Origin of the sequence: Dyadobacter jiangsuensis, assembly GCF_003014695.1 — a bacterium.
GTDB classification, from domain to species: domain Bacteria; phylum Bacteroidota; class Bacteroidia; order Cytophagales; family Spirosomataceae; genus Dyadobacter; species Dyadobacter jiangsuensis.
Map to the genome: position 1 here is coordinate 543,738 of NZ_PYAS01000003.1, position 22,321 is coordinate 566,058.

At 51.5% G+C, this 22,321-nt stretch carries 11 protein-coding genes; 6 read left to right on the plus strand and 5 right to left on the minus strand.

Annotation, left to right across the window (positions count from 1 at the left end; all coding sequences use genetic code 11):
* Position 1: 1 nt before the first annotated feature.
* The 3 genes from CLV60_RS08145 to CLV60_RS08155 form a co-directional block, all read right to left on the minus strand.
* Complete coding sequence (locus CLV60_RS08145; RefSeq protein ID WP_106594862.1) at positions 2–1,543, minus strand: RagB/SusD family nutrient uptake outer membrane protein; 1,542 nt, start codon at positions 1,541–1,543, stop codon at positions 2–4.
* A 22-nt stretch (positions 1,544–1,565) separates the two neighbouring features.
* On the minus strand, positions 1,566–4,706 hold the full coding sequence (locus tag CLV60_RS08150) for a SusC/RagA family TonB-linked outer membrane protein (RefSeq protein WP_106594863.1): 3,141 nt from the start codon (positions 4,704–4,706) through the stop codon (positions 1,566–1,568).
* Between the two features lie 143 nt (positions 4,707–4,849).
* The gene (locus CLV60_RS08155) at positions 4,850–8,956 is read right to left on the minus strand and encodes a hybrid sensor histidine kinase/response regulator transcription factor (protein ID WP_106594864.1); all 4,107 of its coding nucleotides are present in this window, start codon (positions 8,954–8,956) and stop codon (positions 4,850–4,852) included.
* 339 nt (positions 8,957–9,295) lie between these two features.
* On the opposite strand from CLV60_RS08155, the gene CLV60_RS08160 reads away from it, so the two are divergent.
* Both CLV60_RS08160 and CLV60_RS08165 read left to right on the plus strand, forming a co-directional pair.
* The gene (locus CLV60_RS08160) at positions 9,296–11,194 is read left to right on the plus strand and encodes an alpha/beta hydrolase-fold protein (protein ID WP_374755641.1); all 1,899 of its coding nucleotides are present in this window, start codon (positions 9,296–9,298) and stop codon (positions 11,192–11,194) included.
* Between the two features lie 18 nt (positions 11,195–11,212).
* Positions 11,213–12,304 carry an endo-1,4-beta-xylanase gene (locus CLV60_RS08165; protein WP_106594866.1) on the plus strand — a complete coding sequence of 364 codons (1,092 nt, stop codon included), beginning with the start codon at positions 11,213–11,215 and terminating at the stop codon, positions 12,302–12,304.
* A 182-nt stretch (positions 12,305–12,486) separates the two neighbouring features.
* On the opposite strand, the gene CLV60_RS08170 is transcribed toward CLV60_RS08165, so the two are convergent.
* Complete coding sequence (locus CLV60_RS08170; RefSeq protein ID WP_146151534.1) at positions 12,487–12,942, minus strand: hypothetical protein; 456 nt, start codon at positions 12,940–12,942, stop codon at positions 12,487–12,489.
* A gap of 211 nt (positions 12,943–13,153) precedes the next feature.
* Here CLV60_RS08170 and CLV60_RS08175 point away from each other — a divergent pair, with 211 nt between their 5' ends.
* A complete protein-coding gene (locus tag CLV60_RS08175) occupies positions 13,154–14,194 on the plus strand; it encodes a bifunctional transcriptional activator/DNA repair enzyme AdaA (protein ID WP_106594974.1) in 1,041 nt (346 codons plus the stop codon).
* Complete coding sequence (locus tag CLV60_RS08180) at positions 14,161–15,654, plus strand: MFS transporter (RefSeq protein ID WP_106594868.1); 1,494 nt, start codon at positions 14,161–14,163, stop codon at positions 15,652–15,654. Before CLV60_RS08175 ends, CLV60_RS08180 begins: the two co-directional genes overlap by 34 nt.
* A 21-nt stretch (positions 15,655–15,675) precedes the next feature.
* Here CLV60_RS08180 and CLV60_RS08185 read toward each other — a convergent pair whose 3' ends face one another.
* Positions 15,676–16,158, minus strand: a complete 483-nt coding sequence (locus CLV60_RS08185) for a hypothetical protein (protein ID WP_106594869.1) — start codon at positions 16,156–16,158, stop codon at positions 15,676–15,678.
* Positions 16,159–16,328: 170 nt separating this feature from the next.
* Here CLV60_RS08185 and CLV60_RS08190 point away from each other — a divergent pair, with 170 nt between their 5' ends.
* Positions 16,329–18,602: a GH92 family glycosyl hydrolase gene (locus CLV60_RS08190; RefSeq protein WP_106594870.1), complete on the plus strand. Its 2,274-nt coding sequence runs from the start codon at positions 16,329–16,331 to the stop codon at positions 18,600–18,602.
* A 234-nt stretch (positions 18,603–18,836) separates the two neighbouring features.
* On the plus strand, positions 18,837–22,268 hold the full coding sequence (locus CLV60_RS08195; RefSeq protein ID WP_170118743.1) for a DUF8696 domain-containing protein: 3,432 nt from the start codon (positions 18,837–18,839) through the stop codon (positions 22,266–22,268).
* Positions 22,269–22,321: the final 53 nt, after the last annotated feature.

Here is a 22,321-nt window from a genome sequence, read left to right on the forward strand (position 1 = left end):
ATCAATATCCCGGGTTCTGGTCTTTGGCGTCAATCTTCGCATTGTTATCTACTTCCTGTTGAGGGATAGGGAGTAATTCATGTTTTTTAGCCTGGAAATAGGCAATGGGCTCGGATTTGAGCTTTCCGTTTTTACGCCATCTCAGGATATCGCGGTTGCGGATCTGCTCCCCGCTCAGCTCTACCCGGCGTTCGTGCATGACTGCGGCAAATACCTGATCTTTGGTCGTAACCGGATATTTTGCGGTGGGGTAGGCCGGCATGGAGACGCTCTTCCGCGCACGCGTCATGTTCAGGTATTTGACAGCCTGCGGGATGTTACCGAGCTCGTTTTCCACTTCGGCGAGGGAAAGAATGGTTTCCGCAAACCGCATAATCCGCTGATTGATTCCTCCGGTCAGAAACGACTCGTTCATTTTGTACATCAGCGAATATTTTTGCCAGCTTATCTTTTTGGTAACACCATCCACCACCGACGAACTGCCGTTCTGCTGGCCGTCGGTCAGGGTCGACATGCCATTGTTGTATTTTTCGCCCGTGAAGTAAAAGGAATCCTCATAACGCGGGTCGGTCTTGGCATCGCCTTTGGTGGTTTTCTCGAAATCGTTGAGCAACCCATTTGACGGAATCACGTTGCGCCAGCCAATGGCCGAATACTCCTGCGTGCGCACGGTTTCGGTCCCGGCCGTGGCGCCGTTGCCGTCGCCATCCCAGTTGTAGACCCCGCCGGAAGGATAGAAATTGACCTCGAAAATGGATTCCTTATTGAATTCGGTTTCTTCCAGGTAGTTATCGTTGTAGTTGTCGACCAATGCGTACAGGTTGGAATCGTACACTTTCAATAATTCCGTTTTGGCATTGGCATAGTCGCCCTGCTGCATGAAAACCCGCGCCAGCAGCATTTGCGCGGCGCCTTTGGTGGCTCTTCCCTGGTTTGCGGCATTGTAGGTTGCCGGAAGTTGTTCCTGAATTTCTTTTAATTCGGCAATTACGTAGGCGTATACTTCGGCATCGGTAGACCTTGGCAGACTGCCGTCAACGGTCAATACGTAGCTTTTATACAAGGGCACGCCGCCCCACATGCTCACGAGCTCATAATAGGCATACGCACGCAGGAAGCGGGCTTCGGCAAGCAGGCGGGCCTTGTCGGCAGCCGGAATGTCGGACACTGCCGTGGAGTTGTCCACCACCGAGTTCGCGCGGTGGATCAGCCGGTAATAGGCCAGCCACACGGTACCCATAATCGAATTGCCGCTATCGTGCGTGCCGAGCAGCAACTGATTGCGGGGTGTTTCCAGCTGGCCACCGCCGGCGGCCATATCGTCGCCGCGAAGATCGTGCAGAAAGAACCATTCGCGTGCCACGAGGTTGTTGGCTTTGAGCATCGAGTACACGCTCGTCACGCCGCTTGTGAGTTCGGCGCCGTTTTTATAGTAATTCTCTACGGTAACGCCGTTCGGATTGGTCTTTTCCAACACGTCCTGATTACAGGAGAGGACCATGCCCAGTAAAAGCGTCGACGCCAGTATGATATGTCTTTTCATTGCAATGCTTTTTCAAATGTGGTTAGAAGCCAAAACTCAATCCTACCTGCAAGGTCCTCGGCTGCGGGTACATTCCGTAGTCAATTCCGTTGATCAGCTGTGTGCCGGTAGCCGTGGATGAACCGTTGGCGCCGATTTCCGGGTCGAGGCCCGAATACTTGGTGAATGTGAGCAAGTTGGTTGCCGATACATACACCCGGGCTTTGGTAATGGTATTCCGGGTCAGCGCGGAAAGTCCTTTGGAAGGGATCGTGTAACCGATGCTGAAATTTTTGATCCGCATGTAGGAGCCGTTTTCAATGAACCGGTCACTCGTTTTGCTGTTGTTGTTCGGGTCGCCGCTCACAGCGCGGGGTACGTCGGTTTGGGTATTGGTTGGGGTCCAGGCATTGAGCACATCCGTTCCCGCATTGAATAACCGCAGCATGCCCTGCTCGATCACCTTGGTGCCATTGTAGATCTTGTTGCCCTGAACACCCTGCAGATACAGCGTTACATCAAAACCCTTGTAGCTGCCGCCGAAGTTACCGCCGTAGCTGAATTTCGGAATAAAACTACCGAGGTACTGGCGGTCGTTGCCGTCGATGATGCCGTCGCCGTTCAGGTCTTTGAACCGGATGTCGCCCGGTGCTGCGGCTGGTTGATATTTGGTCTTATCGTCTCCGTCAAGGGCATTGGCCTGGTCAATCTCGGCCTGGCTTTGGAAAATGCCGTCGACTTTCCATCCGTAGAACGACTGGATAGGGTGCCCTGCCTCCGTTTTCGTGATGTCGAAGCCGCCGAAGTCGTCATTTTTTCCCGAGAATATGGAGGCATTCTCCGTCGCAAGGCTCACTACTTTGTTTCTGGTAATGTCAAGATTCACAGAAGCATTCCACTTGAAATCGCCGTCGTTTTTATTGAAACCCAATTGAAATTCATACCCCCAGTTTTTCATTTTTCCAATGTTGGACAATGGGGAGGACGAATAGCCGAGCGAGTTGGGGATCGGTACTTCCAGCAAAAGCCCGTCGGTGTTGCGGTTGTAGCGCTCGGCAGTAAATGTGAGGCTGTTGTTGAACAAAGCCAGGTCGATACCGACGTTGGTCATGGCCGTACTTTCCCATTTCAGCTGGGTGTTGCCCAGGGCGCTGAAATAGGACCCCAACAGCTTGCTTCCTCCGAATACATAATTGGAGTTGTCCGCTTGCACAAGCGATTGCCAGGCATAACTTCCGATTCCGTTGAAACCGGTCTGACCGTAGCTGGCCCGGATTTTAAGTTCTGAAATTTCCGGAACGTTTTTCAAAAATTCCTCCTCGCTGACGCGCCAGCCCAGGGACACAGACGGGAAAGTACCCCATTTGTTGCCAGGCGCAAACCGCGAGGAACCATCCCGGCGAACCGAACCACTGAGCAGGTATTTGCCGTCATATTCGTAGTTCAAACGGCCGACGTACGAAATGAGCGCGCTTTCGTCGAGTGAGCTGCTGGCATTCGGGTTGGAAATACCCTGCATTTGGTCAATATCGTTGTTGGGCCGGTAACCCGAGCCGTTGAGCGTGTTGGTGCGGAATGTCTGTTTGTCGACGATGGCGGTGACGTTCAGCATATGCTTGCCGAATGTCTTATCAAACGTCAGCTGGTTGGTAATCACCGGCGAGTAGTAAGCGGTGCGGCCGTTCCGGATCTCGAATTGCGTGCGTGATTTGTACCCGTCATTGTAGATCGGGAACTGATCGTTGGATAGTGCGCTCACCACATCGGCTCCGAAGCTGAAACGGTATTTGAGAAAGCTCGTCAGATTCAGTTCCGCGAACAGTGAGCCAAGTACTTTAATGCGCTGGCTGCGCGAGACGTCCATTTGCGCTATCCGCAGCGGGTTATCCGGGTCGCTACCGTCGGCCGCTGTCGGGGAGCTGTATCCGCCCACCTTGGTAGGGTCGGTGACGGGCCAGTAGGGGAGGTTGCGGATGGCCTGCATGACAAGCGTGCGTCCACCGCCAAAACCCTGCTCTCCGCGGCTTTTGTCATACGAAAATGTGAGCGTCTGGCCGATTTTGAGGAATTTGGTGATCTGATGATCGGAGTTGATCCGGAAATTGGCGCGTTTGTAATTCGTGCCTACCAGAATACCTTCCTGATCGAAATATCCCGCAGAGGTAAAAAAGCGGGACACGCTATTACCGCCGCTTATCGAAACCTGGTGCTGCTGCACGGGGGCATTTCTGAAAAGCACGTCCTGCCAGTCGGTATGCGTCTGGGCAAATGTCTGCGTAGCTCCGTCGTAAATGGGTTTATTCAGGTCGGAAAGCCTGCCCGGCATGGCGATACCGGCATTCCCCAGCAATGCGGTCGCATATTGAATATACTGATCTGTGTTGAGTAGGTCCAGCTTTTTCCAGGCCGATTGCGTGCCGAAATAGGTGTCCACATTCACATGCAGCTTGCCATCCTGCGATCCTTTTTTAGTGGTAATGATGATCACCCCGTTGGACGCGCGTGAACCATAAATCGCCGCCGAACTGGCATCTTTGAGGACTTCCATGGACTCAATATCCTTCGGGTCCAGGTTGTTCAGGTCGCCGGAAGGAATCCCGTCGATTACGTAGAGCGGCCCGGAAGCGTAGTTGATCGAGCCGATCCCGCGAATGCGGACGATCGGCGTTTGACCCGGACTACCATTGTTCACTACCCGCACACCCGGCACGCGCCCTTGCAGCGCCTGCTCTGCGCTCACGACCGGAAGGGCCGTCAGTTCTTTGGGGGAAACGGAAGATACCGCGCCGGTCAGCGATGATTTCTTCTGGGAGCCGTATCCGATCACGACCATTTCTTCCAGTGCCTGGTTTTCGGTCGCGAGCTTTACTTCAATACGCGTCTTGGTTCCTACTTCGACTTCCTGTTTACCAAATCCGATAAAGCTGAATACCAATATGCTGCTTTCGGAGGGCACATTGATCGTGAAATCGCCTTTCGTATCGGTGGTTGTTCCGATGCTTGACCCCTTTAATGTTACGTTGACACCCGGCAGCGCGTCCCCATCTTCCGACGTTACCCGGCCGGTTACCTGTTTGTCGGCCACCTTTGCCAGCGCCAGGTTGACCGAGGCGATTGCTATGAATATCGTTAACAGCCATTGCCTGGGTCTTTTCAAATGTAATTCTAGTAGAAGGTCTTTCATATGCGTGATAGATATGGACTAAAATGACAAAAACTTGCACCAATCAAAGGTTGAGCAAATTTTATGAAATGTCAACACCACACTTAACCACCACGGCGCAGTAACCGCCGAATTGAACATTTGTTCCCTTCATTCTAACATATTTACCCTTGGAAAGACAAAAAATTCCGACGGGCCTGTATGTATTCGGAAGGCAGGACGCCGAATTTTGCCTTGAAAGATTTGGTGAAATAGTTGGGTGTGGCAAATCCGGTGGCATAGGAAATTTGGGCGATATTCAGATCGCTTTTTTCGAGCAGCAGCGCCGCCTTTTCCAGCTTGATTGCCTTGATGAATTCGATGGGCGTTTGCCCGGTGATTTCCAGAAGTTTGCTGTATAATGTCCCCCGGCTCATTCCCAGCTGCTTACTCAGTTTTTCGACGCTGAGCTGAGAACTGTTATCAATATGCTCATCAATGTAGGCCAGAATGTTCTTGATCAGCTTTTCATTGCCCGATACGATCTGAGGTTCGGGCCGGCTAACGTCGATTTGCTTGGTATAGGCGTTTTTCAATAGCCGGTTGAGCAGCAGCAGGTTGTTGATCTTGGCATTTAAAATGTCAAAGTTGAAAGGTTTGGTAAGGTAATCGTTGGCGCCGGAGTTCAGCCCGCGTAGCTCGTGTTCCTCGCCGGTGGAAGCGGTCAACAGAATGATCGGGATATGCGCCGTACGTTTATCGGATTTAATTTTCCGGGCGAGTTCGTTACCGTCCATTTCGGGCATGGCAATATCGCTGATGATAATTTGCGGGTGCTGTGCGAGCGCTTTTTGCCAGCCCTCCGATCCGGTAGCTGCTTCGATGACCCGGTAATGGTATTCCAGACTGCTTTTGAGATAATGCCGGAACTCGTCGTTATCCTCGATAATCAGAATTTCGGCAGGCAGTTCAACAGCGGGCACGGGCACACCCGGGGTCTTGGAAACGTTGGCGTGCTGCGGCTGATCACCAGAACTTACCGTAATGGCAGGTTCTGTTCCCACATTAGCTACCGAAATGGCGCAAGGGAGCATTACGGTAAATGTGCTTCCTTTGCCTGGTGTGCTATCCACGTGAATCGACCCGTGGTGCATTTGCACAAATTCCCTGACGATGGAAAGGCCGATCCCGCTTCCCTGATTAAGAATCGAAGCAGCGGCGTCGTGCTGGAAAAAACGTTCGAAGATTTTTGCGTGCTTCTCGGCAGGGATGCCCACACCGGTATCCGACACTTTAATATACAGCCATTGCCCGGCATCTTCCGCTTGCGATAGCGATAGCGTTACCTTTCCGCCCCTGCGGGTATATTTAAATGCATTGGACAGCAGGTTCAGGATAATACGTTCGATTTTGTTGGCATCGAAATCCATATACATGCTGCTTACCTGGCTTTCGAAAACGTAGTCAATGCCCTTTGTTTGAGATAAATACCGGAATGACTCCGAAGTTTCCTGAATGAAGGAAACGATCTCACCCTTCATGGGTTCGAGCTTCGATTCATGTTCTTGAAGATTCTTAAAATCAAGCAGTTGATCGACCAGGTTAAGCAGCCGCCGTGCATTCCGCTTGATACCCTGTAAATGCGGTGTGTTCTCGGCAGCGGCCGCCCGGTTGAGCAGCTGGTCCAGCGGTGCCAGTATCAGGGAAATAGGCGTTCTGAACTCGTGGCTGAGGTTGGTCAGGAACTTGATTTTCATTTCATCGAGCTCCCTCTTGCGTTCAATTTCCCGTTCGAGCTGTTCCTGCCTGAACTTGTTTTTAAGCCTCTGAATGCCTCTGTGCCTGATCAGAAGCATTAATCCAAGAAAGCTCAGCGCGTAAAAAACGTACGCATAAACAGTCATATAGAATGGCGGCTCCACCACGATTTCAACGGCAGCGCCCCGGCTGTTCCAGTTCCCGTTGTGGTTTTTGGCCTGTACTTCAAACCGGTAAGTGCCGGGAGACAGGTTTGTATAGCCGGCAGTTTGGGAAGTGCCGGCATCGTGCCATTCGCTGTCGAACCCGTCGAGCCGGTAGCGGTATACGGTTTGCGACGGGTCGGAGTAATTGAGCGCCGCGTAGGAGAGGGTAAAGTTCTGCTTGTAAGCCAGATGTATGGATTTCGCGACCGAAATATGCTCGCTAAGCGTAGCCGAATCGGCGGGCGTGATGGATTTATTGCCCACCCGGAGCTCTTTCAATAGCACGGGTATCGGGTTGGTGTTCTGTCTGAGTGTGCTGGTATTCAGGTAATTAAATCCCTGAATGCCGCCGAAAAACAGCAGGCTGTCCTGCGTTCTGATACCGGCGCCGAGAATAAAGGTATTGTTCTGCAAACCATTGTGGGGCGAGTAGTTGGTAAACTTTTTGGTGGTTTGATCGAGGTAGCTCACGCCCTGATCGGTACTCACCCAGATACGCCCCTGAGCGTCTTCGAGAATTTTGTTGATGACCCCGCTGGTAAGTCCTGCTCCTTGATCAAAAACTGTAAAGCTGTGTGTTTTGGCATTGAATCGGGCCAACCCTTCGCCGGCGGTACCGAGCCAGATAGCGCCGTTGCTATCCTCGTGAAGCGAAAGCACGTTGTTCCCCGGCAAGGTACTGTTCAGCTTGTCGTACTGGACCGACTTTTTCCGCACCGGGTCAAACATTGCGACGCCCGTGCCGTGGGAGGCAATCCAGATATTGCCGTTTTTGTCCTGCAAAATATCCCTGATGTAGCCATTCAGCGGAATCATACGTTTGGCTGTGGGGATACCGGCATCAAAATAGCGTTCAAATTGCTGCGTGACCGGGTCGAATACATTGATACCGCCGCCATTGGTGCCGACCCAAAGCTTGCCTTGCTTATCGGTCATCAAGGCGAAAATGTCGTTGTTGTTCAGCGATGACAGGCTCGGGCCTTGTATAAATTGCCGGTATTGCCCGGTTTGCGTATTCAATGCGAAAAGCCCGTCCTGGAAGCTGCCGATCCACAGCTTGTCAGCCGACAGCTCCAGCGACATAATCGCCAGACCCGAGCATCCGGGCCTGTTTTGCGGCAGAACTGGGATTTTGGTAAACAGGTTTGTTTTCCGGTGATAAAGGTTCAGGCCGCCTCCGTCCGTACCCACGAACAGGTCGCCATTGCTTTTCTCGGCAAAAGAGGTTACAAATGAGGCGCTGAGCCCGTGGGGGTCGTAAGGATTGGAGCGTTTCAGTGCAAAGGTGGTGAGGTTTTTATCGAACTTGTTGACGCCTCCCTTATAAGTGCCCAGCCAGAAAATCCCCTGTTTGTCGATGAGAATGCTCCGTATCGACTTGTTTGTCAGACTGAAAGACGAGCGGGCGTCCGGCGCGTAGCGGGTTACTTTTCCGGTTTGGGTATCCATGAGGTTCAGGCCGCCGTCCGTGCAGATCCAGAGCGTCTGGCGGTTTTCGGCTGCCACGGCGTAAATCATATCGCTGCTGATCGAATGCGCGTCGTTTGCCTGGTATTTAAAGCTTTGGAGCAGGGTACCGTCAGGCGCGAATTTGAATAGGCCATTGAATGTCCCGACCCAGATGTGGCCCGTTTGGTCGCCATTGATTGTCTTTACCTGGTTGGCACTGACAGTGACCGCATTCTCCCCGTAGGCGATACGTGCGAAGCGGTTTGTTGTAAAGTCGAACCGGAACAGGCCGGTTTCTGTCCCTACCCACATATGCCCTTGCCGATCCTCGAAAAAGCTCTGCACGAGTCCGTTTCGGAGTTGGTCGGGCACGCCCGTGCGCTGACTCGGCCGCGTCGCCTTGAATGTGACCGGGTCGACAAGGATCAGCCCCGTGGTGGTAGCCACCCATAACTGGCCTGTATGATCGCTCGTAATCGCCGTGACGCTTTCGCTGCCGATGACACGAACAAAAGCATCCTTTCGGCGGTCGTACAAATGCAGGGAGCCCTGTATCGTGCCGATCCAGATGCGGCCCGCTTTATCTTCGTGGAGTGAAGAAATGTCGTTGGAGGCCACGCTCGACGGGTTTGACCTGTCGTGCCGGTAAATGGTGAAATCGGTCCCGTCGTATTTGTTCAGGCCGTCGTCGGTACCGAACCAAAGCAAGCCGTACCGGTCTTTCAAAATCGTGTGAACCGTGTTGGATGAGAGTCCGTCCATGGAAGTGATGGCGGTAAAGTTCAGCTGCAAATCGTTCTGGCCCGCATTGCAGGCGAAGGACAGCGCAAGCAGCAAGGAGGTCAGAACGATCATCAAGGATTTCAGGGACGCTGACATGGTATGGTCCGGTTTTGTAGTTTATTTCTCATCGCATGGCCCACCGTTGAACATTTGTGGCATTACTTTTAACAAATATGCTCTTCGCAAATCCGAAGGGTTACCTACATTTGCTCGTCAATAAATTAAATATAATATTAAAATAATGATGGGCAGGCAATGCCGATATAGAAGTATTATGTGTGAAAAATATATTGTCAATTTGACAAATAAAACACCGTAATTTTCTGAAATAGCTTCTTTCTGTTAGTTAAATGGTTGATATTCAATATAAATAAAAAAACACGTACAACATTTATGACTATGCGAAAACCTTTACCGCTCATCGCGGGATTGCTCATGCTGGCCACCGTCTGTTTTGCACAAAACAAGCCGATCGAAATGCCTACGGGTTACGACGCGGTGCGCAGCGGCGTGGCCGTAGGAAAAATGGATACGGTTCAATACGAATCCAGGACAGTAGGCAATAGCCGGAAAGCGCTGATTTACACGCCGCCCGGGTTTTCAAAAAAGAAGAAATACCCGGTGCTGTACCTCCTGCATGGCATTGGCGGGGACGAAAAGGAGTGGCTGAAAGGGGGCAATCCGCAGCTCATCCTGGATAACCTGTACGCAGAAAAGAAGATAGAACCGATGATCGTGGTGATGCCGAATGGCCGTGCTATGAAGGACGACCGGGCAACGGGCAACATCATGGCGCCCGACAAGGTAGCGGCTTTCTCGACCTTCGAAAAGGATTTGCTCACCGACCTGATCCCGTTCGTCGAGAAAAAATATCCGGTGCTCACCGACCGGGAGAATCGCGCGATTGCGGGACTCTCGATGGGAGGGGGGCAGTCGCTCAATTTTGGGTTGGGTAATCTGGACAAGTTCGCCTGGGTAGGCGGATTCTCTTCCGCCCCCAATACGAAAAAACCGGAAGAGCTTATGCCTGATCCCCAGAATGCCAAAAGCAAACTGAAATTGCTCTGGCTTTCCTGCGGTGACGACGACCGGCTGATCACTTTCAGCAAGCGTACGCACGACTACCTCTTTGAGCACGATGTGCCGCACGTGTATTATGTCGAGCCGGGCGTCCATGATTTCAAGGTTTGGAAAAATGGTCTGTATATGTTTTCACAGTTTTTGTTTAAACCGGTCGACGTTCCGTCGCTTTCAAAATACACCATTCTCGGTACGCCGGCATCGACAAACGTACGGTCGGCCAAATATCCTCAGATCCTGCCGGACAACCGGGTGGTATTCCGCACCAAAGCGCCCAATGCCCAGAAAGTGCAGGTCGATTTGGGCAAAAAATACGATATGCTGAAAGACACAGCCGGATTCTGGTCTGTAACCACGGATTCGGTCGGAGAGGGGTTCCATTACTATTCGCTGCTTATCGATGGGGTGGCATTGGCCGATCCGGCGAGCGAGACGTTTTATGGAATGGGCAGAATGGCCAGCGGTATCGAAATACCTTTCCGGAAGGGTGGTTACTATGCCATGAAGGAGGTGCCCCACGGCAACGTGCAGATCCAGCGCTACCTGTCGAAAGCGAGCAATTCCTGGCGTGAAATGTACGTATACACTCCTCCGGGCTATGACGCATCGACCCAAAAATATCCGGTGCTGTATCTGCTGCATGGCGGCGGCGAAGACCAACGGGGCTGGGCCACCCAGGGCAAAACGAACCTGATTCTGGACAACCTGATCTCGGAAGGCAAGGCCAAACCGATGCTGATTGTGATGATGGACGGAAACTCGGGCGTCCCGCTCGGCCCCGGTAGCCTTGGTACGGCGGGCGATGGCTTTCTGAAAGCCTTTGAGAATGAATTAAAACTGGGGGCGATACCCTTCGTGGAAAGTACCTACCGGGTAGAAACTAATGCAGCGAACCGGGCCCTGGCCGGGCTTTCGATGGGAGGAATCCAGACACTGTATGCCGGCATCAAAAACACAGATATGTTCTCTTCCCTCGGCGTGTTCAGCTCGGGGTGGTTTGGGAATAATACGGCATTGTCGGGCCCGCATTATGAGTTTGCCAAAACCAATTCGGCGGCTATTAATGGTAATCTGAAAAACTTCTGGATTTCGATGGGTGGGCCCGAGGACATAGCCTTTAAAAATTGCAAGATCATGCTTTCCAAATACGACGAGCTCGGGATCAAATATCAGTACAGTGAATATCCGGGCGGGCATACCTGGCCGGTTTGGCGCCATGACCTGTTTGGATTTGCCCAGCTTCTGTTCAAGTAACATTTTATCAATAATACCATGATGATCCTAAATCCAACCCGGTACTCAGCGCTGGTATCATGCATTGGCCTGTTTGCAATGCTGGCGGGAAGCGAAAAAGTGCTGGCACAAAAAACCTTGAAGGAGGCTTATAAAGACTACTTTCCTATCGGGGTGGCCGTGGCTCCGAGGAATCTTTCAGGACCGGAGGCGGAACTGATCGTAAAGCAATTCAGCAGCGTGACGCCGGAAAACGCCATGAAAATGGGCCCCATACACCCGGAGCCCGGGCGCTATAACTGGCAGGACGCCGACGCGATCGTAGCATTCGCGCAGAAGAACGGCATGAAAGTACGCGGGCATACGCTATGCTGGCACAACCAGACCCCGAAGTGGTTTTTTACCGACGATGAAGGAAAGCAGGTGAGCCGCGAGGTGCTGCTCGATCGCCTGAAAGAGCATATTAACAATGTGGTTGGCCGCTACAAGGGAAAAATCTATGCCTGGGATGTCGTTAACGAAGCGGTGCCCGACACGAGTTCGAGCATTTACCGGGAGTCGAAGTTTTTCCAGATCATCGGGGAGGATTACATTGAAAAGGCATTCGAATTTGCCCACGCCGCCGATCCCGACGCCCAATTGTTTTACAACGACTACAACACGGAGAGTGCTTTAAAACGGGAGAAGATTTTCCGGCTATTGAAAAAACTGAAAGAGAAAAACGTGCCGGTGCACGGTGTGGGGCTGCAAGGGCATTGGTCTGTGTATGAGCCCACGGCGGCGGAGCTGGAAAAATCGATTACCCAATTTGCCGGCCTGGGTTTGGTAGTACAGATTACCGAGCTGGACGTTTCCGTCCATCCCAAAGAGCATGAACGCCGGCAGAAAAAGCCGACGGACAGCGCCATGCTGACACCAGAAATGACCGCCAGGCAAACCGCACAGTACAAAATGCTATTCGACGTTTTCAGAAAACACAAGGGAACACTCACCGGCGTCACTTTCTGGAACGTTTCCGACAAATCGACCTGGCTGGACAACTTCCCGGTAATGGGCCGGAAGGATTATCCGTTGTTATTTGATCAGACCTATCACCCCAAACCGGCATATTTCCAGGTGACGGACTTCTGATATTTGTAAGTAAACCCTCGCCATTCAGAACATGAATCGAGCATAAGGAAACCTGGGACTTCGGTTTTGTACCGGAGTTCTTTTAGATGTGGTAGTTAACTTTGGCCGGAGGGGATGCTTCGGTCAATTTTGTTTACGATGCTCCCTTTAATTGTGTAAATAAATTGAAGGAGTTGCCCGAGTCATAATAGTGACCAACTCCTTGACCTGGTCGGGATTTCATCAAGACGTTCTTCCGGAAAAGGCCTCAGGAATTCATGAAGCTTATGGGCAGGTATGCTATGGTCTGCAATCATGTTGAGCTCCGCTGGCGTTGCATAGTAAAAAAATGACCAGCCATCGGCAGTACCTATGAAAAGTGCCTGGTGCTTCTTGTTGTAATTTGCATAAATCCGGAGCCCTGAGCTCGTTTCAATGGAACTTGCTTCATAATAATCTCTGTCGAGAAAGTTGGCCTGGACAAGTCCATTTAGCGCCCGGATAGCCGGAACATCCCCGCCGGTACCGCCGACGTCGTCGGTTTTTACAAATGTATGATCTACGGTTGCCGAATTACTTTTAGAAAGCGCTGAAATAATACAGACGATCGAAATGAAGACGCACAAATAGGCAACTCCTTTTAAATTCCTTAAACTCATAGCAGCAAATTGTAAATCAATGTCGGAGATGCAGGCAAACGCTATTCAATAAGCGGATTGCAATATGAACTGGTTCAACCAAACACCGTAAAGATATTTCGATTTGTGAGGTTATGGTGAAAAAAGTCGTTCAGAAAATAGTTGTCAATTTTTCGGTTGCCGGCCTTGTATGCTCAGCCTAATTTTGGGCATCAACTTAAAAACGGGTTCCATGAATCTTTCAAAGGAAAGGATGTATCGGGCTATCATCGAAAAGGATAGCCAATTTGAAGGGATTTTCTTTACTGGCGTAAAAACCACAGGCATTTTTTGCCGGCCGACTTGTACGGCGCGGAAACCCAGGATTGAAAATGTCGAATTTGTATTTTCTGCCAAAGAAGCATTTCAAAGAGGGTACAGGCCATGTAAGGTTTGCAGGCCGTTGGAACATTCCAATCAGACGCCGGGCGGGATCCGCTCACTTCTGGACGAGCTGAATAGTGATCCGGCCCTGAAATTTAAGGATGCAGACCTGCTGGCCCGCGGGCTGGAACCGCATTCGGTGCGACGCTGGTTTTTGAAAAACCACCAGATGACTTTTCATGCCTACCAAAGAATGTACCGCATTAATTCCGCTTTTAAACACATTCAGCAAGGCCAGTCGGTTACAACAGCGGCATTTGACTCCGGCTTCGATTCCCTGAGCGGCTTCGGAGACTCCTTTAAGAGTATCTTTGGATTTTCTCCGATGAAAGGGAAGTCGCAGCGCGTGATAGACCTGACAAGGCTTGAAACACCGCTCGGAACCATGTTTGCGTGCGCGGTACAGGAAGGGTTGTGCCTGTTGGAGTTTACAGACAGGAAAATGCTCGAAACCGAGTTCAGGTTGCTTTCCAAAGCACTGAATGCGACTATTGTCCAGGGGCATAATGCCCATTTCGCCACGCTTGAAAACGAGCTTGCGGCATATTTTGCGGGAGGGAAGAAGGATTTTTCGGTCCCTGTGTTCTCGGTCGGTTCGAACTTCCAGAGCAGGGTTTGGCAGGCATTGCAATCGATACCCTATGGTGAAACCCGAAGCTATCAGCAGCAAGCTGCCATGATCGCCAGTCCGAATGCCATTCGCGCGGTAGCGAATGCCAACGGCATGAACAAAATATCCATTCTGGTACCCTGTCACAGGGTCGTGGGTGCAGACGGGAACCTGACCGGCTACGGCGGCGGGATCTGGCGCAAGCAATGGCTGCTCGATATGGAGAGGGCCAACAAGTAAATCCAACTATTTCTTATCGACAAATTACTCATTCCATGAATACTTTACATTCAAGGTGGCTGATGCTATGCGTCATTCTCACGGCCCCATTGCTTTATGTGATCGATATTTTTATTATCAATATGGCCTTGCCGGTCATTAAGCAAAAGCTGGATGCCAGCCAAAGTGATGTGCAACTGATTATTGCCGGATACTTGCTGGGTAGCGCCTGCTTCCTGATTCCGGCAGCCAGGGCGGGAGATTTCCTCGGCAGAAAGAAAGTTTTCTTTTGGGGCATGTTTGCTTTCACGGTGACCTCGTGCTTTTGCGGGCTAGCGCAAAGTCCGCTTGCATTAAACATCGCCCGTTTCTTTCAGGGAATCAGCTCAGCCTTCATGGTAACCCAGTCGCTGTCGCTCATCCAGGAGCTGTTTCCGCAGCCCGCAGAAAGGGCGAAGGCCATCGGCTGGTATGGGATGACCTTGAGCATTGCCGCGATAATCGGGCAGATCCTGGGAGGATACCTGGTTGAACTGGATTCTACCATTGCAGGATGGCGATTGATTTTCCTTATTAACGCACCCATGGGACTGGCTTCTATGTGGGCAATCGAAAAATGGATTGGAGAGAGCTCCAAGGTATCTGTTGGAAAATTCGATGTTGCGGGAACTATGATGCTGGTGGTGGGGCTCGGTGCGTTGATTTACGCGCTCACAGCAGGCAGGGAAGCTGGTTGGCCGTTTTGGAGTGTTCTGGTTGCCATAACGGGAGCGTTTCTGTTAATCTTTTTCCTTCGTTACCAAAGTCTAAGAATCGAGCGAAATCAAGCGCCTTTGATGGATGTACGCATATTCGGGCATCGTCAATTTGTAATCGGGCTGATCGCCCTTTTGTTTCATTTTATGCTGCACACCGCTTATTTGCTTATGATGGCCGTTTATCTGCAATCGGGTATGGGTATTTCCGCGCTGGGCTGCGGCACGTACTTTATTCCGCACGCGCTGCTGTTCATGTTATCCTCATTCGCAGCCTCGAAATTGCTTCCGCGCTTTGGTAAAAATGTTTTGCTGGCCGGTTTGGGAATAATTATCATTTCCTTCTTTTTACACATTCTCTGGCTGGATTACCAGACAGAAGCCCTGGCGGTCATCTCGCTGATTGGCCTTTATGGTCTGGGTAACGGGATGGTGCTGCCATTTCTTCTCAATGTGGTGCTGGATCGGGTCCCCGTCGCGGATGCGGGAATAGCGTCGGGCATTTTCTCGACATTCCAGCAAATCGCCTCCGCATTGGGAATCGGTATCATTGGAGGGGTTTTCTACGAAACGCTCACCGGCGCATCAGCCGACTATAAATTGGCACTCGATAACGGTTTGTTTGTTGGACTGGGCTTTGCAGTAATAGTTGCCGGGATGTTGTTGCTAACTCAGAATAGCAGCGTGTCAGGGCAAAGGGAAAGTGTGGTATTGGATATACTGTAAGGTTGATTAGAAATAGGGTGACTACTCTTCCCTACGTGCGACGATTTCTACACGCCCCCCGCCTGGTTCCGAGGTGCCTTCCAGCGGATAGTTGTCAGGCAGCAAGATAAATCCCAGGCCTGCCAGTGAAGTATGTTCAGTGTAAACACCCCGGGAAATCGTGCCTTCATAAAAAAGTGGCGGGGCCGATGACCTGGCGAGCTGATATTGATCGTCCTTGCCTGATAAACGTAATTGTCTGATTAATACAGCATTCGGTTTCGATTTCCTGATCCATGAATACCAAATACTGAGCGAATCGGCACTCTTTCTGCTCACATTCACTTTAAAATCAGTGACATCTATCTTATTGATTCTGCCTGCCGAAAAGAGTGTATCATGATTAACGACGTAAGATTGCACGGAATATTCGCCTCGCAAGCGGGCCGCATCGTCGTCAATTAAATGCCCCTTGTCACAGGCACCGAGAACGAGAAGCAGCAGCGGTAACAGTAATCTTTGCATGAACAGAAGACTTTGTAACTAAAAGTATCCTAATTTAAACTATTCATATGGATAATCAATGTTTTGTCAGGGTGAACGGCGTTAAATCGGAATAGGTCACTTCAAAATTCGCTGATTTGGTGTATTTTTAAAAAATCATTCAAAAAGAGTGTGATTTTTTTAAATACTTTATGAATATATCGGAAATAGTAAAGAATTGCGTTGCGGCGGGCTTTCTGGTCCTTTCATTCGGCCATTCAGCAAATGCGCAAAGCCAGTCTTTAACCAGCTATGTTAACCCCTTCATTGGTTCGGAGGAGCATGGGCATGTTTTTGTGGGTGCCAATGTGCCTTTCGGTGCTGTACAACTGGGGCCGACGCAGATCGGGCGCAGTTGGGACGAATTTAAAGGCTGGGACTGGTGCTCTGGCTACAATTACATCAGTCGTGAAATCCTCGGATTCACGCACACGCATTTGAGCGGTACGGGGATAGGGGATTTGAATGACCTGATGGTCGTGCCTGCGAACGGGCGTTTGCAACTGCGCCCAATGCAGTTCGAAAAGCCGGAAACGGGTTATGGCTCGCTCTTTTCAAAACAATCGGAGCAATGCCGTCCGGGCTTTTATCAGGTGCATCTGGATAAATACGATGTGGACGCCAAGCTGACGGCCACCGAGCGCGTTGGCATTCACCAGTACCATTATAATAAGACGGATAACGCTCACATACTGCTGGACCTGGGCTTTGCGATGAACTGGGACAGCCCGGTAAAGACGTATATCCGGCAGGTCAACGACTCCACATTCACGGGTTACCGTTTTTCCACAGGCTGGTCGAAAGATCAGCGCCTGTATTTTGCCATCCGCACCTCTCAGCCCATTCTGAAAGCCGAGTTTTATAGTGACAGCACGCTTCAAAATGGCAAGCAGGTGGAAAGCAAACATGCCAAAGCGGCATTGTTTTTCGACGCTGCGCGTAATCCGGACATGACCCTAAAAGTAGCCCTGTCCCCCGTGAGCGAGGCAAATGCTTTGGCGAACATGGCTGCCGAGGCGCCGTCGGGCAATTTTGAGTCTTACCGTACTCAGGCCGACCACGTTTGGGAGCAATCGCTGGGTGCGATCCAGGTCGAAACCCGGAATAGTACCGATAAGGAACTGTTTTACACGGCTCTTTACCATATGTTTCTGGGTCCCACGCTTTTCAACGACGCCAACAACGACTACCGCGGCACCGATAAGCAGGTTTACAAAAATGCGCCTTTTAAAAACCTGACAACTATGTCGCTTTGGGACATCTACCGTGGCTGGGGGCCGTTTATGTCGATCGTCAAGCCGAGCCTGGTGAAGGACATTGCGGGATCGATGCTGGCCATTCACCAGCAGCAGGGGCGTTTGCCGGTGTGGCCGCTCGTAGGCAGCGAGACGGATTGCATGGTAGGTAGTCCGGCCATTATTATCCTCGCGGACGCATTCGGGAAGGGGCTCATCCCTGCCAGCCAACGCGAGCAGGTGTACCAGGCTATGAAGCATACTGCCAAACGCGATTCGATGGGCCTGCAATACCTGAACAAGCTCAGCTACATTCCGGCCGACAAAATGCACGAATCTGTGGCCTGGGCCATGGAATACGCCATCGCCGACGCCGGAATCGCGAAAGTAGCCGCGGCATTAGGCAAGAAAGCCGACGCAGCCTATTTCACGAAAAGAAGCCAGCTTTACAAACTCTATTTCGACAAACAGACCGCCTTTTTCAACGGTCGCTTTGAAAACGGCGAGTTCCGTCGTCCGTTCGATCCGTTCTATTCGGTGCCGGTAACCTCCGATTATACCGAAGGTAATGCATGGCAATACCTGTTCCTGGTACCCCAGGATGTCCATGGGCTGATCGGCCTTTTGGGGGGTGAGAAAATGTTCAAATCGCGCTTGGACAGTCTGTTTACCGTTTCTTCGGAATTGCGGGAGGGAACTGCGCCGGACATTTCGGGCCTGATCGGCCAGTATGCGCATGGCAACGAGCCGAGCCACCACATTACCTATCTCTACAACTACCTGGGCGAGCCATGGAAAACGGCCGATCTGGTACGCGAGGTGATGCAGAAATTTTATAAAGCAACTCCTAACGGCCTCAGTGGTAACGAGGATGTGGGTCAGATGAGCGCCTGGTACGCGTTCAGCGCATTGGGAATGTACTCTGTGAATCCTATGGAAGGCAAGTATGTCTTCGGTTCCCCTTTGTTCGATTCGGCTACGCTCAGGCTGGAAAATGGCAAGACGTTTACCATCCAGTCGAAGGATAACAGCGCGCAGAACAAATATATCCAGAAAATCGAGTTGAATGGCAAGCCTTATCCATACACCTACATTCGTCACAACGACGTAATGCAGGGCGGAAAGCTGGTGTTTTACATGGGCGCTACGCCCGGGAAGACGTATGGCATAAGTGCAGAGAGCCGGCCTTAGGTGTCTAAGGCCGCCGGGCATATTCTTTAAGCATGGGGTGCGGCTTGCGAACAGCAAGCCGCACCTGGTCTTTTCAGCTCGACTGTAATCGGCGCTGAATGGCCTAAAAGGCGCGGAGAGCAGTAATTATTAATTATGTAGCTCATCATATGACGATTGATGCATTCGGTGCATTTTTCAGTCGCATTATCCGGATGTTTTTTAGAAATGCCAGCACCTTATATTAACCCTGCTATGAAACAGTTTTACCTCATCAATCAAAATCTGATTTCACTATCCAGGAGTGCGCTCTTTTTTACGTTTGTATTTTGCGCCCTGACCGTACAGGCCCAGGTAGTCACCAGTCAGGTTGGTACAGGCACTTCTACGAACTCTTACATCCCACTGAACGCCTATTACGGATATTCGTACACCCAGCAGATCTACACCGCCGCCCAGCTAAGTGAAGCGGGCGCTTTGCCCGGTACCGTTATCCAGAAAATCCGTTTCTTTCTTCTCAGCGCGAACGTTAGCAACCTGAACAACGGCGCCGGATGGACGATCTACATAGGGAATTCGCCCAGGACGGAGTTCGCGTCCAACACAGATTGGGAGCCGGTGGCCAATCTGACCCAGGTATTCAGCGGGACGGTAAGCTTCCCTTCTTCTCCCGGCTGGGTGGAGATTACCCTGAGCTCGCCTTACGCATGGAACGGTAGCGACAATCTTGTGATAGCGGTCGATGAAAACACACCAGGTTACGCGGGCAGCACCGTTTACTGGCAAGCAACCAATACGTCGGCACTAAACCGTTCGATATACTTTTACGCCGACTCCAACAATCCTAATCCCGCCTCACCGCCTACGGCTAGCGGGCGAGCGGCCGCATTCAGCAATCTGCAACTGGACTTTTTGCAAACACCCTGCACGGGCTTGCCGGAGCCTGGTATCACTATTGCCGCAAATCCTTCGCTATGTGGCAGCGGCAGCAGTTTGCTCACTTTGCAGGATAGCCACGCCCAGTATTCCGGGATTACCTATCAATGGCAATCGTCCGCTGACGGGGTTACCGGCTGGCAAAATATAGACGGCGCCAATGCTTTCTCTTATACAGCCACGCCGACGGCCACAACCTGGTACCGTGCAAACTTGACCTGCGGGGCTCTCATGAGCAGCTCGGGGCCGGTGGAAGTAGCCGTACATCCATTGCCTGAGGTAACGGTAAACAGCGCCGACGTCGTTTATTGTACCGGTTCACAGGCAACACTTACGGCATCCGGCGCCAGTACCTACCAGTGGGCTCCCGCAACGGAACTTAGCGCTGTTACCGGTGCCACGGTACAAGCTTCGCCGGTAATTCCCCGAGTTTATACCGTCACCGGGACCGATCAAAATGGCTGTCAGAATACAGCGACTGTGAAGGTGTCGCCCATTCCACTCTTCACCCCAATGGCTGTGGCGAGCCCCGGTATAAGCTGCGGTTCCGGTGTACCTGTAACGGTAACGATCAGCAACCCGCCGTCGTCAGGGGGCCTGGAATACCAGCTCAGCGATACTACCGGCAATGTGATCGTCCCCTGGCAAAGTGCCACGAGCCTGACCTTTACACCGACAAGCAGCGGTAACCTTCAATATAGGTTATTGGCACGCGATCCGACTTGCGATCAGCTTTCCCGAACCAGCGTGGTGAAAGTGTATTACGGTTTTTCAGCGGATGTTACGGCATTGTCCGAATGCTCAGGTGCCGATAGGAAAATCATCATTACCAATCCGCAAGGAGCTGATCTCACCTCCGAGAGCTGGCAGCAAGACTTCAACCTCGCTACGCTTCCCGCAGGCGTCACACTTTACGGCTCGGCTTCATTATCAAATGGGCGGGCACTGGTAACGCCTTCTGCAACTTCACAAAAGGGTGCAGTCGAAATCTCGGGTCTTGGTAGCCTCACTCCCCAAAGTGTCGAACTGGATTTCCTGCTTACCGCCGACCAGCCGATAGACGTATTCGGTACCGGCGGTGGCGATGGTATCGCGTGGAGCTTTGGCGACGATGCCACTTATAGCGGCGGTATTACCAACGGCGCGGGCTCAAAGCTTCGCCTGGTGTTCGATGCTGCCAACAACGGTTCCGACAATGGGAATGCGAGAGGGATTTACCTCACGTATGGATATACGGCCAATTCGCAAATGGGCCCTGCCTCTGCCGGTGTACTGGCTTACAACCCGGACATGTCCTGGCGGTTTCAGACCGACAAGCCGGTCAGAATAGTCATTGATGATGAAAGCAAGTTGACACTTACCTGTGATGGGAACGTGATCTTCGACCACATCCAGCTCCCGCCTGCCTACGCGGCGGCTGATAAATCGCAATGGAAACATCTGTTTACTGCTTTTACCGGCGGCGACGCGTTGCGATTCGCGTTTGACGAGCTGAGCATCAGGTATACGCGCCAGGATTTTGTATACGGAATTAGTCCGGGCGGAACTGGATTGCCGCCGGCCTCCTGGCAGAGTGCCAATACATTTGCTGGACTTGTTGCCAGCGATTCTCTGGATGTCTGGATCGCGTCAGCCGGTACCCCAGCAAGCTGTAACAAGCTCCTGGGAACTTACCGGTTTTCGGGGCCAATTGCCATTGCCGTCGCAAGCGCAACCAAAACCGGAGCACAGGGTGGGGATACCGCCATGGCTTACACCAATGACAACTGCGAGCTTATCGCGCTCATCAAATCGGATAGTGATAGCCTCGGGAATGTCATAGTAACGGTCGGCGTGCTGGATTCTACGATGATGCATCGCAATCAGCCTTATGTGGGGCGGTATTACGATATTTCGGCAAGCAAGGTTGGGGGAGGCACAGTGACGCTATACTTCAGAGATGATGAAATAGCCGATTATAATACCACTGTTGCAGCAATCGGCAGCAGCCTGTTCCCTGCCATTGGGCCTAATGGAGAAAATCTGCAGATCACCGCTTTCCATGCCTCCGGTCCGGGTGATGGTCCTCAGGGATACAATGGCACCGGGGCAGAAGTGATCATTCCCTCGGCAATCGTACATCATGGTTCCGAGGGTTTTTGGGAAGTTACATTCCACACCGCCGGCTTCTCAGGCTTCTTTGCCCATACCAATCTGAACGGCAATCCTTTACCCGTGAAACTGGTTTCTTTTGCCGCGAAACCGCTGGCCGATCAAACCGTGGAGCTACAATGGCAGACTGCCCAGGAAAGAGGAAATGAGCGCTTTGTAATCGAGCATAGCAAAGATCTTGTCCACTTTGAAAAGGTGGCCGAAATCCGTGATGTAGCCGGTAATTCCGATGCGCTGCATTACTATCGCGTGGTTGACACCAGGCCGTATCTGGGTACCAGCTATTACCGATTGCTCCAATACGATGTGGACGGCACACGATCTGTTTCACGCATAGTTACCGTGATTCTGCGGTCGGAAGGATATTCGCTTTATCCTAACCCGCTTGCAGGTCAATTTTTCAGCGTGGGTGTCGACGAGCCGGGGTTGGCCCGGATTTCTCTTTATAATGCCAGAGGAGAAAAGATTGCTTTCAATATCAATTCGAAAGGTGCCCAAATGGTGACGATCCAACCTGCTCAAATGCTGGTTGCGGGTGTGTATACGATCACTGTGAGTGAGCGGGCAACCAGACGTTCTTATAAACTCGTTGTTCAATAGTTGGTACGCCAGGTGTTTAAACGTAATGCCGCTTCGGAAACCGAAACGGCATT

What these genes read in the sequence shown, in the direction of transcription:
- CLV60_RS08145 (WP_106594862.1), bottom strand. Translation starts at nt 1,543, where the DNA reads ATGAAAAGACATATCATACTGGCGTCGACGCTTTTACTGGGCATGGTC.
- CLV60_RS08150 (WP_106594863.1), bottom strand. Translation starts at nt 4,706, where the DNA reads ATGAAAGACCTTCTACTAGAATTACATTTGAAAAGACCCAGGCAATGG.
- CLV60_RS08155 (WP_106594864.1), bottom strand. Translation starts at nt 8,956, where the DNA reads ATGTCAGCGTCCCTGAAATCCTTGATGATCGTTCTGACCTCCTTGCTG.
- CLV60_RS08160 (WP_374755641.1), top strand. Translation starts at nt 9,296, where the DNA reads ATGCTGGCCACCGTCTGTTTTGCACAAAACAAGCCGATCGAAATGCCT.
- CLV60_RS08165 (WP_106594866.1), top strand. Translation starts at nt 11,213, where the DNA reads ATGATGATCCTAAATCCAACCCGGTACTCAGCGCTGGTATCATGCATT.
- CLV60_RS08170 (WP_146151534.1), bottom strand. Translation starts at nt 12,942, where the DNA reads ATGAGTTTAAGGAATTTAAAAGGAGTTGCCTATTTGTGCGTCTTCATT.
- CLV60_RS08175 (WP_106594974.1), top strand. Translation starts at nt 13,154, where the DNA reads ATGAATCTTTCAAAGGAAAGGATGTATCGGGCTATCATCGAAAAGGAT.
- CLV60_RS08180 (WP_106594868.1), top strand. Translation starts at nt 14,161, where the DNA reads ATGGCTGCTCGATATGGAGAGGGCCAACAAGTAAATCCAACTATTTCT.
- CLV60_RS08185 (WP_106594869.1), bottom strand. Translation starts at nt 16,158, where the DNA reads ATGCAAAGATTACTGTTACCGCTGCTGCTTCTCGTTCTCGGTGCCTGT.
- CLV60_RS08190 (WP_106594870.1), top strand. Translation starts at nt 16,329, where the DNA reads ATGAATATATCGGAAATAGTAAAGAATTGCGTTGCGGCGGGCTTTCTG.
- CLV60_RS08195 (WP_170118743.1), top strand. Translation starts at nt 18,837, where the DNA reads ATGAAACAGTTTTACCTCATCAATCAAAATCTGATTTCACTATCCAGG.